The organism is Massilia sp. 01N410, assembly GCF_056399665.1.
In genome coordinates, this window is the sequence record NZ_JBFTRV010000017.1 from 67,764 (window position 1) to 86,580 (window position 18,817).

The window sequence follows — 18,817 nt, forward strand, 5'->3', positions numbered from 1 at the left end:
GCATTATGCGCTGGCCAGGCGCTTGAGCTCGTACAGGCGCTCGAGCGCTTCGCGCGGGGTCAGGGCATCCGGATCGATGGTGTCGAGCAGCAGCAGGGCGGGCGACTCCTCGGCTGCCGGCGCCGCCGCTGCCATGGCTTGCGCCGCGGTGGTGGGCGCCGGTTCGGCATCGGCATCGTCGCAGGGCGGTGCGGCGAACAGGTCGAGCTGGGGCGTGGCGTCCAGCGCCTGCGATTCCAGCCGCGCCAGGTGCTTGCGCGCGGCGCGGATCACCGCGGGCGGCACGCCGGCCAGTTGCGCCACCTGCAGGCCGTAGCTCTGCGAAGCCGGGCCGTCCTGGACCGCGTGCAGGAACACGATGCTGTCCTTGTGCTCGACCGCCGACAGGTGCACGTTGGCCGCGCTCGGATGGGCTTCCGGCAGCTGGGTCAGCTCGAAATAGTGGGTCGCGAACAGCGTGAAGCTGCGGCTGCTGTCGATCAGGTGGCGCGCGATCGCCCAGGCCAGGGCCAGGCCGTCGAAGGTCGAGGTGCCGCGGCCCACTTCGTCCATCAGCACCAGCGAATGCTCGGTGGCGCCGTTCAGGATCGCCGCCGATTCCGTCATCTCGACCATGAAGGTGGAGCGACCGTTGGCCAGGTCGTCGGAGGCGCCGATGCGGGTGAAGATGCGGTCGATCGGGCCGATGGTAGCAAGGGTCGCGGGAACATAGCTGCCCACGTAGGCCAGCAGCGTGATCAGGGCGACCTGGCGCATGAAGGTCGATTTACCGCCCATGTTCGGACCGGTAATCAGGAGCAGGCGCTTGTCGTTCGACAGGGCGCAATCGTTGGCGATGAAGCGCTCGATCTGGTTCTCGACCACCGGATGGCGGCCCTCGACGATGGTCAGGCAAGGGGCATCCACCAACTGCGGACGGCACCAGTTGTTGCGCGTCGCATGCGAAGCCAGCGCCACAAGCGCGTCGACCTGGGCGATGCCGCCGGCGACCTTCTGCAGGCAGACGATGTGCGGGGCCAGGTCGCCGAGCAGCTGGTCGTACAGCAGCTTCTCGCGCGAGAGGGCGCGGTCCTGGGCAGACAAGGCCTTGTCTTCGAAGGCCTTCAGTTCCGGCGTGATGTAGCGCTCGCAGTTCTTGAGGGTCTGGCGGCGGCGATAGTCCTCGGGCACCTTGTCGGCCTGGCCGTTGGTGACTTCGATGTAGAAGCCATGCACCTTGTTGTACTCGACGCGCAGGTTGGCGATGCCGGTGCGGGCGCGTTCGCGGGTCTCGAGATCGACCAGGAACTGACCGGCGTTCTCGGACAGCGCGCGCAGCTCGTCCAGTTCGGCGTCGAAGCCGCGTGCGAACACGCCGCCGTCGCGCACCATGGCGGCCGGTTCCTCGGCGATGGCGCGGGCCAGCAGGTCCAGGCAATCCTCGGGGATCGCGATGGCTTCATGAATGTCGCGCAGCAGCTTGGCGTCGCCCGGGATGAAGCAGCGCGCCACCTGCTCGCGCAGCACCGGCAGCTGTTTCAGGCCGTCGCGCAGGGCGGCCAGGTCGCGCGGGCGCACGGTCAGCAGGGCGATGCGGGTGGTGATGCGCTCGACGTCCGGCACATGGGCCAGCGTGCCCGAGAGGGTGGCCATGGCATCGTGTTCGGCCAGCGCGGCGATCGCCTCGTGGCGGCCGCGCGCCACCGACTGGTCGCGCTTCGCATGGTGCAGCCAGTGGCGCAGCAGGCGCGAACCCATCGCGGTGCGGCAGCCGTCCAGCAGCGAAAACAGGGTAGGTGCTTCGGTACCGCGGATGGTCTCGGTCAGTTCCAGGTTGCGGCGGGTGGCGGCATCGAGGCCGATGAATTCGCTCTCGGATTCGACGGCCAGGCTCTTCACGTGCTGCAGGCCGCGTCCCTGCGTCGACTGGGCGTAGCGCAGCAGCGCGCCGGCCGCACCGAAGGCGGCGCCGAGGCCGTCCGCGCCGAAGCCGCTCAGGGTCGACACGCCGAGCTGGTCGAGCAGGGCCTTGTGGCCGTGCACCACTTCGAAATGCCACTCGGGCACGCGCTGGTTGTGGCCGATGCTGGTCTCTTCGAACATGTCGCCGCCGTTGGCGTCCGCGCGCAGCACTTCGGCCGGTGCGATCCGTTCCAGTTCCTGCACCAGGCGCAGGGCGGCGGTCTTCGAATCCGCCGTGAACTCCATCAGCTTCAATGCGCCGCTGGCCAGCGACAGCCAGGCCAGGCCGGTGGTCACCTGCTTGCGGTTCGGGACCGTGCACACGGCCAGCAGCGGACGCTCGGCCTTCTCCGGCAGCAGGTCCGAATCGGTCAGGGTGCCCGGCGTGACCACGCGCACCACCTTGCGCTCGACCGGCCCTTTGGACAGGGCCGGATCGCCGATCTGTTCGCAGATCGCGCAGGACTCGCCCAGCTTGACCAGCTTGGCCAGGTAGGGGTCGAGCGAGTGGAAGGGCACGCCCGCCATCTTGATCGGATTGCCGTTCGAGTTGCCGCGTGCCGTCAGCGTGATGCCCAGGATGCGCGCGGCCTTCTCGGCGTCCTCGAAGAACAGCTCGTAGAAGTCGCCCATGCGGTAGAAGACCAGCATGGTCGGGTACTCTCCCTTGATCCGGAGGTACTGTTGCATCATCGGCGTGTGTTTTTCGGCGGTGGCAAGAGCCTTGGCCGCGGCGGCATTGATTTCGTGTGGGACGTTCATGGCTTGGCAATTTGAAGCCCGGCAGGTGGCCGGGCGCGCCATTTTACCGCGTTAGGGCTGGGCGGGGAGAGCCAAGGAGATTGTTTGGCAACAGTCGGGGCGGATTCACTGCCCGCATTGCCGCCGCCACTCGGGCTTGGCCAGCACCCGCAGCGCCGTCGCCAGATCGATATGCTGATGCTCCAGCGCCTGCGCCGCCGCGTGGACGCTGCGCGCTCGCAGCGCGTCGCGGATCTTTTCCGCCGTGACGAGGTCGGTGCGGCGTTCGCCCAGGGTGTCGCTGCGCGGAATACGCGAGCGGCCGTGATCGTCGATCCATTGGTAGCTCATATCTGCCTCCGTTGTTGAAGTTTCATCATCGCGCCTTGTTGAGTTGGCAACTTAGCGGACGTCAACGAAAGACGGGGCTTCAAGCAACGAAGTCCTGCCCGGCAAATGCCGGCGCAGGACTTCGAAAAATAAAGAGGGGAAGCTTGACGATTCAGGTGCCGGGGCCGTTCTCGCGCCGCTTGCCGCCGCGGTCGTCGTTGGTGCCGGCCAGCACCCGCAGCGCCACCTGTACGTCGACTTGCAGATGTTCCATTGCCATCGCCGCTGCCTGGACGCTGTCCGCGCGCAGGGCGTCGCCGATGTCCTTGGCGGTGCGCTCGTCGATGCGGCGCTCGAAGCTGCGTTTGCCCGGATACATTCTGGGGATCATGTTTGCCTCCATGGTAGTTGTCGCTAGAGGCATCTTCGCGCATTTGCGCATAGGAAAAATTAGTTATCGTCAAGAAATCTACGACAGGCGGACGTTGGTCAGGATGAGCCAGGCCACCGTGATCACCACCATGCCGGCCAGGGTCACGCAGCTCCAGGTGAAGAACCAGGCGGACAGCAGCCCTGCCTGCAGCACTTTCTCGAACAGCAGGCCGAGGGCGAAGTCGAAGGCCGTCAGGAAGGACCAGCGGCGCAGGTAGACCGGCAGGTAGCGGCTCATCCGGCGGTTGTGCTGGAAGGCGGCGTGGCGTTCGATGCGGGTGCGCGCGGCGCTGACGTCGCGGAACAGCCAGTCGAAGAAGAGGAAGCGGTAGAGCAGGGAGCGGAAGGGGAGTTCCGGGGCTTCTTCGCTTGCTTGCTTGTCAATGGTCATGATCTCACTGCCTTGCCGGTATCGTGATCGGTCAATGGTAAGGCATGACGCGTTTGCGGCTGGTGCGATTGCCAACTGAATCGTGTGGGACGGGTGGTGTGCGAGCAAACTTGGGTCCCCGTCTTCGCGGGGACGACGAGGTGAGGCGCGGGGACGACGTGCTTACGCAAACGAAAATGGGCGCCGAAGCGCCCATCGTTCAACCAACATCGGTCGGGTTCAGACTTTCGCTTCCGCCACCCGCTTGCCGATATGCGCCAGCGCCTCGTCCACCTGGTCGATCAGGATCAGCGACAGGTCGCCCGGCTGCAGCAGCTCGAGTGCGCGGTCGATGGCGACGAATTCGCCCCTGATCTCTTCGATGCGGCTGGTGCGGGGCGCTTCCCGCAGGCCTTCGCGCAGCAGGGCCACGACTTCGCCTTCGGAACGGCCGCGCTGGCACTGGTCTTCGTAGAGCAGCACGTCGTCGAAGGCGCGGCCCAGAATGCGGGTCTGGTCGCGGATGTCTTCGTCGCGGCGGTCGCCGGCGCCGCTGATCACCACCGAGCGGCGCTTGGCCGGCATGGCTTCGACGGCGTTGCTCAGGGCCTGGATCGCGTCCGGGTTGTGGCCGTAGTCGGCGATCACGGTCGCGCCCTTGTAGTCGAACACATTGAAGCGGCCCGGCGCGTTGTCGCTCTCGCCGACGAAGGTCTTCAGGCCGGTGCGGGTGACGTTCCAATCGATGCCGACGGCCCAGGCCGCGGCCACCGAGGCCATCACGTTCTCGACCTGGAAGCCGATCACGCCGCCGCGGGTGATGGGCACCTCGGACAGCGGGATCCGTTCTTCGGCCTTGCCCTGCGCCGCCACCAGATGGCCCTCGTCGACGTAGACGATGCGGCGGCCCTGGGCGCGGTGCTTCTGCATCAACGGCAGCGAGCAGTCCATCGCGAAGTAGGTGACGTCGCCGCGGGTGTTCTCGGCCATCGCGGCGACGATCGGGTCGGCCGCGTTCAGAACGGCCATGCCGCCCGGCGCCACGTTCTGCACGATCACGCGCTTGAGTACGGCGAGGTCTTCCAGGGTGGTGATGTAGTTCAGGCCGAGGTGGTCGCCGGCGCCGATGTTCGTCACCACCGCCACCTGGCAGCGGTCGAAGGCCAGGCCTTCGCGCAGCATGCCGCCGCGCGCGGTCTCGAACACGGCGGCGTCGACGTCCGGGTGCAGCAGCACGTTGCGGGCGCTGCGCGGACCGCTGCAGTCGCCGCTGTCGATGCGGCGGCCCTGGATGTACACGCCGTCGGTGTTGGTCATGCCGGTGCGCAGGCCGGAGGCGCCGAGCAGGTGGGCGATCAGGCGCACGGTGGTGGTCTTGCCGTTGGTGCCGGTCACGGCCACCACCGGGATGCGGCCGTCGTCGCCGGGCGCGTACAGCGTGTCCATGATGGCTTCGCCGACCGCGCGGCCCTTGCCGAAGGACGGCGAGATGTGCATGCGCAGGCCGGGCGCGGCGTTGACTTCGACGATGCCGCCGCCCTGGTCTTCGATGGGTTTCAGCACGCTGTCGCACACCAGGTCGACGCCGCAGATGTCGAGGCCGACCATGTGGGCGGCGGCGATGGCGCGCGCGGCCACTTCCGGATGCACGTCGTCGGTGACGTCGGTGGCCGAGCCGCCGGTCGACAGGTTGGCGTTGTTGCGCAGGGTGACGCGCTGGCCTTTCGGCGGCACGGATTCGGCGTCATAGCCCTGCTTGGCCAGGCTGGCCAGGGCGATGTCGTCGAAGCGGATCTTGGTCAGGGAGGTAGCATGGCCGCTGCCGCGGCGCGGATCGAGGTTGACGGTGTCGACCAGCTGGCGCACCGTGTGCACGCCGTCGCCGACCACGTGCGGCGGGTCGCGGCGGGCCGCTGCGATCAGCTTGTTGCCGATCACGAGCAGGCGGTAGTCGTGGCCCGGCAGGTATTTTTCGACCAGGATGTCGTCGCGGAATTCGGACGCCGCATGGAAGCCGGCGGTGAGCTGTTCGCGTGTGTTGACGTTGACGGTCACGCCCTTGCCCTGGTTGCCGTCCTTCGGCTTGATCACGACCGGCAGGCCGATCTCCTGGGCGGCGGCCCAGGCGTCATCGGGATCCACCACGACGCGGCCCAGCGGCACCGGCACGCCGGCGGCGTCGAGCAGCTTCTTGGTCAGTTCCTTGTCCTGGGCGATGGTCTCGGCGATGGCGCCGGTGGCGTCGATCTCGGCGGCCTGGATGCGGCGCTGGCGGCTGCCCCAGCCGAACTGCACCAGGCTGCCTTCGGTCAGGCGGCGGAAGGGGATGCCGCGGGCGACGGCGGCGTTCACGATCGAGCCGGTCGAGGGGCCGAGGCGCACGTCTTCGTCGAGTTCGCGCAGCTGGTGGAGGGCGCCGTCGAGGTCGAAGGAGCGGTCGTCGCGCGCAGCCTGGATCAGCTGCCCGGCGAGCGTGAGCGCCAGGCGGCCGACGTCTTCTTCGCTGTACTCGACCACGACCTGGTAGATGCCGCGCTCGACGGTGGCGGTGGTGCGGCTGAAGGTGACCGGGCAGCCGGCCTGGGCCTGCAGGGCCAGGGCCGCCACTTCCAGCACCTGGGCCAGCGGGATGGTGTCGTCATGCCCGGTCGGCTGCAGCGGCCAGATCTGTGGGAACAGGGCGCGCAGGCGCGCTTCGAAGCCGGGCAGGGCGCTGATCGATTCTTCGTCCGCCGTGCAGGAGACGATCGCCTCGACCGACGTGTGATGGCTCCAGAGGTTGGGGCCGCGCAGGGCCCGGACGCGTGATACTTCCATAAAACTCGAATCCTTTATTTGTTCTCGAAGCTGCGCAGACCGGCGCAGATCAGGTCGGTCGGCACATCCAGCGCCCAGCTTGCGGCGGCGGCGGCCAGCACGGCTTCCGGCTGGCTCGCCGTGGCCGGCTTCAGCTTGGACAGGCCGAGCAGCGGTGCGTCCTCGCTGCCCTGGGCCAGCACGATGTGCTGGTCGCGCAGGAAGGCGACGCGTCCGCCGCCGGCGCGGTGCCGCTTGATGACGTCGTTGTTTTCGTCCACTGCATAGAAGATCACGGCGCCGTCGGACAGTCCGGCCAGTTGCACGACCTGCGGATCGGCGGCGTTCAGCACGGCCGCGCCCTCGGACAGCACGACGTCGACCTGGCTGCGCACCACGTTGAACAGGGCGTCGTCGTCGCGCACATACAGGTCTTCCACCTCCGCCACCCGGCCCAGGTCGGTCACCACGCCCACCAGGCAGCGGTCGTAGGGCAGGCCCTCGGACAGGATCGCGCGCGCGTTCGATTCGAACACGGCGGCCTGCACGTTGCGGTTGATGAGGAGGCGCTGGGCGGCGTCGAAGCGGGTGGAGTCGGCCGCGCTGACGCGGCGCTGGTCGAGGAACAGGCCATTGCGATTGGCCACGCCCACGTGCTTCCCGGACTGGAACAGCACCATGCCGACCAGGTTGGCGACCAGGCTGGCGTCGGCGCTGCCGGTCACGCCCACCACGGGGATGCGGCCGCACTCGCCGTCCACGCAGCCGGCGTCCGCGAACAGGTGCTCGACGATGGCCTTGCCGACTTCGCGCGGCTGGCCGGTGGCCGGCTTGATGTGGGCCAGCAGGCCGGGGCTGGAATTGACTTCGATGATGGCGCCGCGCTGCTCTTCGAGCGGGCGCGAAATGTCTTCGCATACCAGGTCGATGCCGGCGATGTCGAGACCGACCACGCGCGCGGCCAGCGCCGCCACATAGGCCACGTCCGGGTGCACCTCGTCGGTGACGTCGTCGGCGACGTTGCCGTTCGGCTGGATCAGCACTTTCTGGCCGGCTGGCGGGACGGATTCCGGGCTCAGGCCCTGGCGCTGCAGGTCGAGCTTGATTTCGTCGTCATTCGGATTGACCAGGCCGAGCGGGTGTTCCTCGCTCTCGCCGCGGCGCGGATCGATATTGATCTGGCTGTTGCACAGCGCGATGACGTTCGACTTGCCGTCGCCCGTCACGAACAGCGATTCGCCCTTGGCGGCGGCCACGACCTTCGAGCCGACCACCAGCAGGCGGTGCTCGTTGCCCGGCACGTAGCGCTCGACCAGCACGGCGCTGGAGTCGCCCGCTTCGGCGGCGATCGCATAGGCGGCTTTCACGTCCGCTTCGTTCATCAGGTTCAGGGTCACGCCGCGGCCGTGGTTGCCGTCGACCGGCTTGACCACCACCGGCAGGCCGATGTCCTCGGCTTCTCCCCAGGCGTGCTCGGCGCTGCGCACGACGCTGCCTTCCGGCACCGGCACGCCACAGGAGGCGAGCAGGGTCTTGGTGAGGTCCTTGTCGCTGGCGATGCTTTCGCCGATGGCGCTGGTGCGGTCGGTTTCGGCGGTCCAGATGCGGCGCTGGGCGGCGCCGTGGCCGAGCTGTACCAGGTTGCCTTCGGTCAGGCGGATCGAGGGGATGCGGCGCTCGGTGGCGGCATCGACGATGTTGGCGGTCGAGGGGCCGAGGCAGTAGCGGTCGACCAGTTCGGTCAGTTCAGCCACCGTGGTCTTCATGTCGAAGGGGGTGTCGTTGATGGCGGCCATCAGCAGCTTGTGGCCGGCCTGGAGGGCGGCGCGGCCGACCACTTCGTCGCGCGTGCGGAAGGCCATCTTGTAGATGCCGTAGTCGACGGTGGAACGGGTCTTGCCGAAGCCGGTCTTCATGCCGGCCAGGTTCTGCAGTTCGAGGACCACGTGTTCGAGGATGTGACCGGCCCAGGTGCCGTCGCGCAGCCGTTCCAGGAAGCCGCCGCGTTCGCCGACGCCGCAGCGATGTTCGATCAGCCCCGGCAGCCAGGCGGTCAGCCGCTCGTTGAAGCCGGGGAGGGTGTTCGAAGGACATTCTTCGAGCTCGCCGATGTCGAGCCAGGCCTCGATGACCGGGCGGTAGGTCCAGATGTTCGGGCCACGCAAGTGGGTTACACGAAGAATCTTAATGTCTTTCTTGTTTGTCATGAAAAATATCTTGCCCCGCAGTGACCGCTCACTCACCGCTCGGCGTTGCCTTATGTTTGTGCCATTACACCATGGTCTGCCCCACCGGGGAGGCCCATTTGCTGCAGTGCACATGTTGTATACTTGCGGGAACGAAGCTTACCGCGCTGAACCGAATTCTGCCAGTCACGCCCCGCCGATAGAATACCGTACGCCTGTCAACCGGCGTGCCATGCTCAGCGTTCCATCCCAATGACCTTGACGACCTTGCGGTCGCCGCGCAGTTCAGCGCAAACCCTGTTTCCAAAAGCACATGACGAATCAACAACTTGTTCCTTCCGCACCGCTGGCGGTCACCGCCAGTTTCCTGCCTGAGCACTGGCAGGCGGACGTCCAGAAAAAGCTTGCGCCAGGGGAAAACGTTTTAAGCGCCCTTGAGGTTGACCTCGACGCGAAATTACGTTTCACCAAAGGGATACTGGTCGTTACCAGCCTACGTCTACTGACTCTCAGCCCCGGCGACAAGCACTGGCGCGACTGGCCTTACCGGGCCGGCCTGGCCCTGCGTCATTACGACCACGCCGGCGTCGGCCACATCGAGCTGGTCGACGCCAACGGCCTGCTGGCGTCCTGGCGCTTTACCCTCGGCCAGAACCTGCAGGCCATCCGCCTGGTGGACCAGTTCCACGACCAGGTCGAAGGCTATCTGAGCGGCGTCGCCGTCCAGCCGCCCGAGCAGCACACCTGCCCGAGCTGCAAGGCGCCGCTCGAGCCGGACCAGGAAGACTGCCCGATCTGCACCAAGGTGCTGCACACTCCGCCGTCGACCTGGACCCTGTTCCGCCTGTGGCGCTTCGCCATGCCGTACAAAGGCCAGCTCCTGGTCGGATTCTTGCTGATGCTGGCGAGTACCGGCGCACACTTGATCCCGCCATATCTGACGATGCCCCTGATGGACAACGTCCTGATCCCTTACCAGAACGGCAAGCAGATCGATACGTCGCTGGTCTATATGTACATGGGTGGCCTGTTCGGCTCCGCCATCCTGGCCTGGGCGCTGGGTTGGGGCCGTACTTATATCCTGGCGCTGGTGTCAGAACGGATGGGCGCGGACATGCGCTCGGAAACCTATGAGCACCTGCTGCGCCTGTCGCTGGAATTTTTTGGCGGCAAGCGAACTGGCGACCTGATGAGCCGCATCGGCAGCGGCTCCGACCGCATCTGCGTGTTCCTGTCGCTACACCTGCTGGACTTCCTGTCCGACGTCCTGATGATCATCATGACGGGCGTGATCCTGTTCTCGATCAACGCCAAGCTGGCCCTGATCACCCTGGTGCCGCTGCCCTTCATCGCCTGGATGATCCACGTCGTGCGCGACCGCCTGCGCACCGGCTTCGAAAAGATCGACCGCGTCTGGGGCGAGGTCACCAACGTGCTGGCCGACACCATTCCCGGCATCCGCGTGGTGAAGGCCTTTGCCCAGGAAAAGCGCGAGGCTTCCCGCTTCCGTGAAGCGAACAAGCACAACCTGGCCGTCAACGACAAATTGAACAAGGTCTGGTCGCTGTTCTCGCCGACCGTGTCGCTGCTGACCGAACTGGGCCTGCTCGTGATCTGGTGCTTCGGCATCTGGCAGATCAGCCGCGGCGAGATCACCGTCGGTACGCTGGCCTCCTTCATCGCCTACAGCGGCCGCTTCTACGTGCGCCTGGATTCGATGAGCCGCATCGTGTCGGTGACCCAGAAATCGGCCTCCGCCGCCAAGCGCATCTTCGACATCCTCGATCACGTGTCGAGCGTGCCGGACCCGGTCAATCCGGTGAAGCTGGACAAGGTCGACGGCAATATCGAGCTGCGCGAAGTCGGCTTCCGCTATGGCAACCGCGCGGTCAACCGCGGCATCTCGCTGAAGATCAAGGCCGGCGAGATGGTCGGCCTGGTCGGCCATTCCGGTTCCGGCAAGTCGACCCTGGTGAACCTGATCTGCCGCTTCTACGACGTGGCCGAGGGCGCCATTCTGCTGGACGGCAAGGACGTGCGCTCCTTCGCCGTGTCCGACTACCGCCGCCACATCGGCCTGGTGCTGCAGGAACCTTTCCTGTTCTTCGGCACCATCGCCGAGAACATCGCCTACGGCAAGCCGGATGCGACCCGCGAACAGATCATCGCCGCCGCCCGCGCCGCCCACGCCCACGAGTTCATCCTGCGCCTGCCGCAGGGCTACGATTCGATGGTCGGCGAACGCGGCCAGGGCCTGTCCGGCGGCGAGCGCCAGCGTATCTCGATCGCGCGCGCCCTGCTGATCGACCCGCCGATCCTGATCCTCGACGAAGCGACTTCGTCGGTGGACTCGGAAACCGAAAAAGAGATCCAGAAGGCGCTCGACAACCTGGTGCAAGGCCGCACCACGATCGCGATCGCGCACCGGCTGTCCACGCTGCACCGCGCCGACCGCCTGGTGGTGCTGGACCGCGGCGTGGTGGTCGAAGAGGGCAACCACGACGAACTGATGGCGAAAGAAGGCGCCTACTACCGCCTGTACGAGGCGCAGGCGCGCAACGTCGACCAGGATCCGGACGACTCCAGCCAGGAAGATTGATGATGATGACTGCTTTTGAATTACGCCGCGACGCCTTCGGCAAGCTGGTGCTGAAGAATAAGGAGGGCGAGGAATTCGTCGGCGTGGCGCCGGTGCGTTCCTTCCCGGTGCAGGCCCCGACCCGCGGCATCTCCCTGGTGCGCGAAGGCGGCAAGGAAGTCGGCTGGATCGACGACCTCGAGACCATGCCGGCCGAGATCCGCAAGCTGGTGACCGAAGAGCTGGAAGGCCGCGAATTCATGCCCGAGATCCAGTCGATCAAGGGCGTGTCCAGCTTCGCCACGCCCTCCACCTGGACCGTCAGGACCGACCGTGGCGACACCGAATTCGTGCTCAAGGGCGAAGAAGACATCCGCCGCCTGGGCGCCTACTCGCTGCTGATCGCGGACAGCCACGGCATCCACTTCCTGATTCGCGACATGTTCGCGATCGACAGGGGCAGCCGGAAGATCCTCGACCGCTTCCTGTAGTCTCAGCGCCAGCCCGCCGGCGTCCAGTCGATCCGGTGGCTCGGATCGAGCCGCGCCAGGAAGCGCTCGTCGTGCGACACCACCACCAGCGCTCCCGGCCACGACCGCAGCATCGCTTCCAGCGCCTCGATGCCCTGCAGGTCGAGGTGGTTGGTCGGCTCGTCCAGCAGGAGCAGGCGCGGCGCCGGTTCGCGCAGCACCGCGCACAGCAGCGCCCCGCGCATCCTTTCCCCGCCGCTCAGGCTGTCCGCCGGGCGCAGTACGCGGTCCTGCTTGAGGCCGGCCAGGGCCAGGTACTGGCGCAGCCGGCCGTCGTCGTGGCGGGGGGCGGCGCTGCGCAGCTGGTCCAGCAGGCTGCGCGCCGGATCGAGCAGGGCCAGGTGCTGGTCGAGCAGCACCGAAGATAAGGTGCGGCAGCGGCCCGACAGCGGCGCGATCTCGCCCGCGATGGTGCGCAGCAGGGTCGACTTGCCGCAGCCGTTCGGTCCGCGGATGGCGATCCTGGCCGCGCCGTGCGCGCTCCAGTCCAGCGGCTGGCGCGGGCCCCAGGACGCCACCAGTTCTTCCAGCACCAGCGCGGCCTGGCCCTCCGGAATCTGCAGGTCCAGCATCGGAAAGCTGGGCTGCTCCAGGGCGCCGTCCAGCGCTTCGAAAGCCTCGTGCAGGTCCTGCTGCAGCTCCTGGCGGCGCTGCGCATGGCGTTCGGCGCGCGCGCCGTCCGTTTTCTCGGCGCGCTGCGGCAGGGCGTTGAGGACGATCTTCGGCTGGCCGCCGGCCGCCTTTGCGCGCGCGCCGCGGGCGTTCCTGCGCGCGGCGCGTTCGGCATCGAGCCGCATCGCCGCTTCCGCGGTCTTGCGTTCGACCCGTGCGCGCTCCAGCCGCGCTCCAGCCGCGCGCCGGCCGCCGCCAGTTCGGCGCCGCGCTGCTGCTCGACCAGCGACCAGCCGCCGCCATAGCGCCGCAGTCCGCAGGCATGCACTTCCAGGGTGCGCTCGGCGTGCTCCAGCAGTTCGCGGTCGTGGCTGACCAGCAGCAGCCCGCGGCCCGCCGCGCGCCAGGCCCGCATCTGGTCGATGAGGAAGCGCCGCCGTTCGCGGTCCAGGTGGTTGCTGGGTTCGTCCAGCACCAGCAGGCCGGCCTCGCTGCAGAAGGCGCCGATCAGGGACAGCAGGGTGCGCTGGCCGCCGGACAGCGATTGCGGCGTCATGGCCTCGTCCAGCCCGGCCTGGTCCAGCATCGCCTGCCAGCGCGCTTCGAGGTCCCAGCGTTCGCCGATCAGGTCGAAGTCCTCATCGCGCGCGTCGCCAGCCGCCAGCCGCCGCAGCGCCTCCAGCGGCGCATCGAGTCCGGCCAGCTGCGCCAGGGTGGCGGCGAAGGTGGGGCCGGTCTGCTGTTCGACGTAACGGCTGGGGACGACGCGCTCGATACGGCCGCGTGCCGGCTGCGCAAGTCCGGCGACGACGCGGCCGAACGAGGACTTGCCGCTGCCGTTGGGGCCGATCAGGGCGACGGTCTCGGCTTTGAAGCTGTCGTGGATGTCCTGGAACAGGATGCGCCCGTCGGGGAGGGCGATGTCGACCCCGTGCAGGGCCAGGTGGTAGGGATGGGCCATGAGTACTCCTTGTAATGCGTCGAAGCCGCACCAGGTCCTTGCGAACGTGGCGATGAGGTTTCTGTGCTTTCGCGGCGGGCGCGAGAGCGGGCATTACAGGCGCATCGGTGGAATCCCCCTTGTATATGGATCAGTCATTCTAGCAGCATGCGCCGCACCCTGACTGCCGAAATCCTGCGCCAACCGTGCTCTGGCCGCTTTTCGCGTAGAGTATGTCCAGCACAACGCAAGGGACAGGAGGAGCGGGTATCGATACGCCAGCAGCAGGCAGGACGCATTTCGTGGTGGTCACCATCGGCTCGGCCGGCGACCTGTTCCCCTTCATGGCGATGGCCCTGGTCCTGCGGGATGCGGGCCATCGGATCAGCTTCCTTGCGCCGCAACAGCATGAACCCTATGTGCGCGGCACCGGGCTGCACTTCGTCGGCCTGCCCGCCGACCCGGCTGTGCTGCTCGACCCCGACCTCTGGCATCCGACGCGCGGCTTCGGGGTGGTCTGGCGCGCCACGCGGCCGGCTATGGCCGGGATCGTGCCTTTCGTCGACGCCTTGCCGCATGACGAAGCGGTGGTGCTGCTGGCGCATCCGCTGGCGCTGCCGGAGGCCGACCTGTGCCGGGGCGCGCGTCCCGGTTTGAAAGTGGCGGCGGCTTACCTGGCGCCGCAGAACCTGCCGACCGTCCACGACCCGCTGATGTTCGGACCATGGCCAGTGCCGCCCTGGGTACCGCCCGGGCTGCGGCGCTGGCTGTTGCGGCGGCTGGCGGCGCGTTTCATCGATCCGGTGGCGCTGGGCGAGGTGAACGCGGCGCGCCGGGCGCGCGGCATGCCGGAGGTGGCCGGCATGCTCGAGCACCTGTTCGCGGTGCCGGACCTGTCGGTGACCCTGTTTCCGGAATGGTTCGCGCCGACCCAGCCGGACTGGCCCAAGCCCTTGTACCGCGCCGACTTTCCCCTGTTCGACCCGCATCCGGACGCGGCCCTGTCGCCCGCACTCGAATGTTTCCTGGACGACGGGCAGGGCAGCGCGCCGGTCGTCTTCACCCACGGCACCGGCAACACCCAGTCGCGCGCCTACTTCGAGCATGCGCGCGCGGCGGTGGAACTGCTCGGCCTGCGCGCCATCTTCCTGACCCCGCACCGCGAGCAGCTGCCCGCCGAGCTGCCGCCTTCCATCCTGTGGCAGGACTACGTGCCCCTGCGCCGCCTGCTGCCGCGGACGATGGTGCTGGTCCACCACGGCGGCATCGGCACCACGGCCGAAGCCCTGCGCGCCGGTACGCCCCAGCTGGTGGTGCCGCTGGCGCACGACCAGTTCGACAACGCGGCGCGCGTGGCGGCGCTGGGCGTGGCCTTTCGTGCGAGGGCGCCGCGGCTCAACGGCGTGCGGCTGGCGCGGGCGCTGCAGCAGCTGCTGGGGGATCGGGAGCTGGTCCCGCACTGCCGCAAGATCAGCCGCCGCTTCGCACTCGGACATGGGCTGCAGGGCTTGCGCCTGCGCCTGGAAGCATTGGCCGGCCAGGCCAGCCGATGAGCCAGGGCAACGGCGCGCCAGCGAGCCGGGAAGCACGCAAGAATGAGGCATCGGCAAACATGGAAGGGATCACTATGCAACGAAGCGCACTGGTCGTCGGCGCCAGCGGCATCGGCGGCCGCTACACGGCACGCGAACTGCTGGCACATGGCTGGACCGTGTACGGACTGGCGCGCCGTCCGCCGCGCGACCTGCCGGGCCTGATTCCGGTGGTCGCCGACCTGCTCGACGAGGTCGGCCTGCAGGCGGCCCTGGCGGACGTCGCCCCGACCCACGTCTTCATCACGACCTGGATGCGCCAGGACAGCGAGGCCGAGAACATCCGCGTCAATGCCCTCATGGTGCGCAACCTTCTCGACGCGCTGTCGCCGAAGAAGTCGCTGCGCCACGTGGCCCTGGTGACCGGGCTGAAACACTATCTCGGCCCCTTCGAAGCCTATGCGAGCTCCGGCACCCTGCCGGATACCCCGCTGCGCGAGTCGCAGCCGCGGCTGCCCATCGAGAATTTCTACTACGCCCAGGAAGACGAGGTCTACGCCGCGGCGGCGCGCGACCGTTTCACCTGGACCGTTCACCGCCCGCATACCGTCATCGGCATGGCGGTCGGCAACGCCATGAACATGGGCACGACCCTGGCCGTGTACGCCTCGATCTGCAAGGAGACCGGCCGCCCCTTCCAGTTTCCCGGTTCGGCGGCGCAGTGGAACGGCCTGTCCGACGTCACCGATGCCCGCATGCTGGCGAAGCAGCTGCGCTGGGCCGCCGACTGCGATTGCGCACGCGACGAAGCCTTCAACATCACCAACGGCGACTACTTCCGCTGGAGCTGGCTGTGGCGCCGCCTGGCGGCCTGGTTCGGCGTGCCGGCGGCCGGCTTCAGCGGCACGGTGCAGCCGCTGGAAGACATCATGGCGAACGATGCCGAACGGTGGGCCGACATGGCGCGCCGCCACGGCCTGCAGGAAGCCGATCTGAAGCGCCTGGCCTCGCCCTGGCACACCGACCTCGACCTCGGCCGCCCGCTCGAGGTGATGACCGACATGGCCAACAGCCGCCGGCTGGGCTTCTCGAACTGGCAGTCGACCGAGGATTCCTTCTTCGACCTGTTCACGGCCTTGCGGGCGGAGCGCCTGATTCCCTGATTCCTGAACGGGGACGGCAGGGAGTACTGCGTGCGGCAGCGCACCGCCAGCGAGGCCGGAGTAGGCTTCAATAGGCGCATGAAGGCATCCGACAACCCATTGGCCCGAGCCAACCACGGTTTCGTGCGCGTGCGCGGCGCGCGAGAGCACAATCTCAAGAACGTCAACGTGGACCTGCCGCGCGATGCGCTGGTCGTGTTCACCGGCGTCTCCGGTTCCGGCAAGTCCTCGCTGGCCTTCGGCACGCTGTACGCGGAGGCGCAGCGGCGCTACCTGGAATCGGTGTCGCCCTATGCGCGCCGGCTGTTCCACCAGATGCCGGTGCCGGAAGTCGACGAGATCGACGGCTTGCCGCCGGCCGTGGCCCTGCAGCAGCAGCGCGGCACGCCCACCGCGCGCTCCTCGGTCGGCAGCGTCAGCACCTTGTCGAATTCCCTGCGCATGCTGTACTCGCGCGCCGGCGACTATCCGCCCGGCCAGCCGCTGCTGTACGCCGAATCCTTCTCGCCCAATACCGCCGAAGGCGCCTGCCCGCAGTGCTCGGGCCTGGGCCGCGTCTACGAAGCCACCGAGCAGTCGATGGTGCCCGACGATAGCCTCACCATCCGCGAGCGGGCGGTGGCCGCGTGGCCGCCGGCCTGGCATGGCCAGAACCTGCGCGACATCCTCGTCACCATGGGCTACGACGTCGACACGCCCTGGCGCGAACTGCCGAAGAAGGACCGCGACTGGATCCTGTTCACCGACGAGACCCCGACCGTCCCGGTGTATGCCGGCCTGACGCCGGACGAGACGAAGCGGGCCCTGAAGCGCAAGGAAACGCCCAGCTACCAGGGCACCTTCAGCGGCGCGCGCCGCTACGTGCTGCAGACCTTCGCCAACACCGAAAGCGCGGCGATGAAGAAGCGCGTCGCGCGCTACATGGTCAGTACCGAGTGTCCGCTGTGCCGGGGCCGCCGCCTGCGCCGGGAAGCCCTGTCCGTCACCTTCGCCGGCCTCGACATCACGGAAATGTCGCGCCTGCCCCTGGAGCGGCTGGCGCAGCTGATGAAGCCCTTCGCCAGGGGCGAGGTGCCGCCCGATACCGCCGCCGCCAGACACCCGGAACAGCTGATCGTCACCAGGCGCATCGCCGCCGACCTGTGCGCGCGGCTCGGCGTGCTGCTCGACCTGGGGCTCGGCTACCTGGCGCTGGAGCGCAGCACGCCGACCCTGTCTCCCGGCGAGCTGCAGCGCCTGCGGCTCGCGACCCAGGTTCGTTCCAGCCTGTTCGGTGTGGTGTATGTGCTGGACGAGCCCTCGGCCGGCCTGCATCCGGCCGATACCGAGGCCTTGCTGGCGGCGCTGGCCCAGCTGAAGGCGGCCGGGAATTCGCTGTTCGTGGTCGAGCACGCGCTGGACGTGATCCGGCGCGCCGACTGGATCGTCGACGTCGGCCCGCAGGCGGGCGAGGGCGGCGGCCAGATTCTGTATAGCGGGCCGCCCGATGGGCTCAAGAAAGTCGATGGCTCGCATACGCGGCGCTACCTGTTCGACGACGTGCGGCCCGAGCCGCCCACTTTGCGCGAGCCAAGCGGCTGGCTGAAGCTGGAAGGCGTCACCCGCAACAACCTGCACGACCTGAAGGTCGAGTTCCCGCTGGGCGTGATGAGCTGCGTGACCGGCGTCTCCGGCTCCGGCAAGTCGAGCCTGGTGAGCCAGGTGCTGGTCGACCTGGTGACCGCGGCGCTGGGCCAGGGCGCGCCGGACGAGGAGGCGGAGCAGGAGCCCGGCCTGGAACAGGAGCCGCGGATCGCAACGGAAGGCCGCATCGCCGCCGGCATGGAGGGGATAAAACGCTTGGTGCGGGTCGACCAGAAGCCGATCGGCCGCACGCCGCGCTCGAACCTGGCCACCTATACCGGCCTGTTCGACCAGGTGCGCAAGCTGTTCGCGGCGACGCCGGCGGCAAAAAAGCGCCGCTACGATGCCGGCCGCTTTTCCTTCAACGTCGCCAAGGGCCGCTGCGAACATTGCGCGGGCGAGGGCTTCGTGATGGTCGAGCTGCTGTTCCTGCCCAGCGTGTACGCGCCATGCCCGACCTGCAAGGGCGCGCGCTACAACGCCGACACCCTGAAGATCACTTACAAGGAAAAGAACATCGCCGACTTGCTGCACATGACGGTGGACGAGGCCCACGCCTTCTTCAAAGACCAGGAAGCGGTGGCGCGGCCGCTGCAGGTGCTGCGCGAAGTCGGGCTCGGCTACCTGCGCCTGGGGCAGAGCGCCACCGAGCTGTCCGGCGGCGAAGCCCAGCGGATCAAGCTGGCGACGGAACTGCAGCGCGCCACCCGCGGCGGCGCCCTGTACGTGCTGGACGAGCCGACCACCGGCCTGCACCCGCTCGACACCGACCGCCTGGTGGCGCAGCTGAACCGCCTGGTCGACGCCGGCAATACCGTCATCATGGTCGAGCACACCATGCGGGTGGCAGCCGCCTGCGACTGGGTGATCGACATCGGTCCGGGCGCGGGCGAGGCCGGCGGCACGGTGGTGGCATCCGGTCCGCCGGCGCGGATCGCGGCCAGCAGGCGCAGCAGAACTGCACCGTATCTGGCTGAATATTTACGATAAAAGCCCGGGATCTTCTGCTAATTTCTGCTCGGCAATGCAAGAAGAGCCAGTCA

At 67.9% G+C, this 18,817-nt stretch carries 12 protein-coding genes and 1 pseudogene; 5 read left to right on the plus strand and 8 right to left on the minus strand.

Going from position 1 to position 18,817, the window contains the following annotated elements:
- Positions 1-3 precede the first annotated feature (3 nt).
- From mutS to AC1DOP_RS20665, 6 genes are all read right to left on the minus strand, one after another.
- On the minus strand, positions 4-2,703 hold the full coding sequence (mutS, locus tag AC1DOP_RS20640; RefSeq protein WP_442123509.1) for a DNA mismatch repair protein MutS: 2,700 nt from the start codon (positions 2,701-2,703) through the stop codon (positions 4-6).
- Positions 2,704-2,808: 105 nt separating this feature from the next.
- Positions 2,809-3,033 (minus strand): hypothetical protein, encoded by a 225-nt coding sequence (locus AC1DOP_RS20645; protein WP_442123510.1) that lies wholly within the window; start codon positions 3,031-3,033, stop codon positions 2,809-2,811.
- A 151-nt stretch (positions 3,034-3,184) separates the two neighbouring features.
- Positions 3,185-3,403 carry a hypothetical protein gene (locus AC1DOP_RS20650; protein ID WP_442123511.1) on the minus strand — a complete coding sequence of 73 codons (219 nt, stop codon included), beginning with the start codon at positions 3,401-3,403 and terminating at the stop codon, positions 3,185-3,187.
- 78 nt (positions 3,404-3,481) lie between these two features.
- On the minus strand, positions 3,482-3,835 hold the full coding sequence (locus AC1DOP_RS20655; protein ID WP_442123512.1) for a hypothetical protein: 354 nt from the start codon (positions 3,833-3,835) through the stop codon (positions 3,482-3,484).
- Positions 3,836-4,054: 219 nt separating this feature from the next.
- Entirely contained in the window at positions 4,055-6,631 is a 2,577-nt protein-coding gene (gene cphA / locus AC1DOP_RS20660) for a cyanophycin synthetase (protein WP_442123513.1), read from the minus strand.
- A gap of 14 nt (positions 6,632-6,645) precedes the next feature.
- Positions 6,646-8,817 (minus strand): cyanophycin synthetase, encoded by a 2,172-nt coding sequence (locus AC1DOP_RS20665; protein WP_442123514.1) that lies wholly within the window; start codon positions 8,815-8,817, stop codon positions 6,646-6,648.
- A 292-nt stretch (positions 8,818-9,109) separates the two neighbouring features.
- On the opposite strand from AC1DOP_RS20665, the gene AC1DOP_RS20670 reads away from it, so the two are divergent.
- Both AC1DOP_RS20670 and AC1DOP_RS20675 read left to right on the plus strand, forming a co-directional pair.
- Positions 9,110-11,395: a cyanophycin metabolism-associated ABC transporter gene (locus AC1DOP_RS20670; RefSeq protein ID WP_442123515.1), complete on the plus strand. Its 2,286-nt coding sequence runs from the start codon at positions 9,110-9,112 to the stop codon at positions 11,393-11,395.
- Positions 11,396-11,397: 2 nt separating this feature from the next.
- On the plus strand, positions 11,398-11,865 hold the full coding sequence (locus AC1DOP_RS20675; protein ID WP_477253049.1) for a cyanophycin metabolism-associated DUF1854 family protein: 468 nt from the start codon (positions 11,398-11,400) through the stop codon (positions 11,863-11,865).
- Between the two features lie 2 nt (positions 11,866-11,867).
- On the opposite strand, the gene AC1DOP_RS20680 is transcribed toward AC1DOP_RS20675, so the two are convergent.
- Entirely contained in the window at positions 11,868-12,701 is an 834-nt protein-coding gene (locus AC1DOP_RS20680; protein WP_477253051.1) for an ATP-binding cassette domain-containing protein, read from the minus strand.
- A gap of 227 nt (positions 12,702-12,928) precedes the next feature.
- Positions 12,929-13,477 (minus strand): annotated as a pseudogene (locus AC1DOP_RS20685) (ATP-binding cassette domain-containing protein); the annotation flags it as partial.
- Between the two features lie 281 nt (positions 13,478-13,758).
- Between AC1DOP_RS20685 and AC1DOP_RS20690 the strand changes: the two are divergent.
- The 3 genes from AC1DOP_RS20690 (at position 13,759) to AC1DOP_RS20700 (ending at position 18,764) form a co-directional block, all read left to right on the plus strand.
- A complete protein-coding gene (locus AC1DOP_RS20690) occupies positions 13,759-15,009 on the plus strand; it encodes a glycosyltransferase (RefSeq protein ID WP_477253053.1) in 1,251 nt (416 codons plus the stop codon).
- 74 nt (positions 15,010-15,083) lie between these two features.
- Positions 15,084-16,151, plus strand: coding sequence for an SDR family oxidoreductase (locus AC1DOP_RS20695; protein WP_477253055.1), 1,068 nt, complete (start codon positions 15,084-15,086; stop codon positions 16,149-16,151).
- A gap of 78 nt (positions 16,152-16,229) precedes the next feature.
- Positions 16,230-18,764: an excinuclease ABC subunit UvrA gene (locus AC1DOP_RS20700; RefSeq protein WP_477253057.1), complete on the plus strand. Its 2,535-nt coding sequence runs from the start codon at positions 16,230-16,232 to the stop codon at positions 18,762-18,764.
- The last annotated feature ends 53 nt before the right edge of the window (positions 18,765-18,817 follow it).

Excerpts from the sequence above, each read along its gene's own strand:
- mutS (WP_442123509.1), bottom strand. The coding sequence starts at position 2,703 with ATGAACGTCCCACACGAAATCAATGCCGCCGCGGCCAAGGCTCTTGCC.
- AC1DOP_RS20645 (WP_442123510.1), bottom strand. The coding sequence starts at position 3,033 with ATGAGCTACCAATGGATCGACGATCACGGCCGCTCGCGTATTCCGCGC.
- AC1DOP_RS20650 (WP_442123511.1), bottom strand. The coding sequence starts at position 3,403 with ATGATCCCCAGAATGTATCCGGGCAAACGCAGCTTCGAGCGCCGCATC.
- AC1DOP_RS20655 (WP_442123512.1), bottom strand. The coding sequence starts at position 3,835 with ATGACCATTGACAAGCAAGCAAGCGAAGAAGCCCCGGAACTCCCCTTC.
- cphA (WP_442123513.1), bottom strand. The coding sequence starts at position 6,631 with ATGGAAGTATCACGCGTCCGGGCCCTGCGCGGCCCCAACCTCTGGAGC.
- AC1DOP_RS20665 (WP_442123514.1), bottom strand. The coding sequence starts at position 8,817 with ATGACAAACAAGAAAGACATTAAGATTCTTCGTGTAACCCACTTGCGT.
- AC1DOP_RS20670 (WP_442123515.1), top strand. The coding sequence starts at position 9,110 with ATGACGAATCAACAACTTGTTCCTTCCGCACCGCTGGCGGTCACCGCC.
- AC1DOP_RS20675 (WP_477253049.1), top strand. The coding sequence starts at position 11,398 with ATGATGACTGCTTTTGAATTACGCCGCGACGCCTTCGGCAAGCTGGTG.
- AC1DOP_RS20680 (WP_477253051.1), bottom strand. The coding sequence starts at position 12,701 with ATGCGGCTCGATGCCGAACGCGCCGCGCGCAGGAACGCCCGCGGCGCG.
- AC1DOP_RS20695 (WP_477253055.1), top strand. The coding sequence starts at position 15,084 with ATGCAACGAAGCGCACTGGTCGTCGGCGCCAGCGGCATCGGCGGCCGC.
- AC1DOP_RS20700 (WP_477253057.1), top strand. The coding sequence starts at position 16,230 with ATGAAGGCATCCGACAACCCATTGGCCCGAGCCAACCACGGTTTCGTG.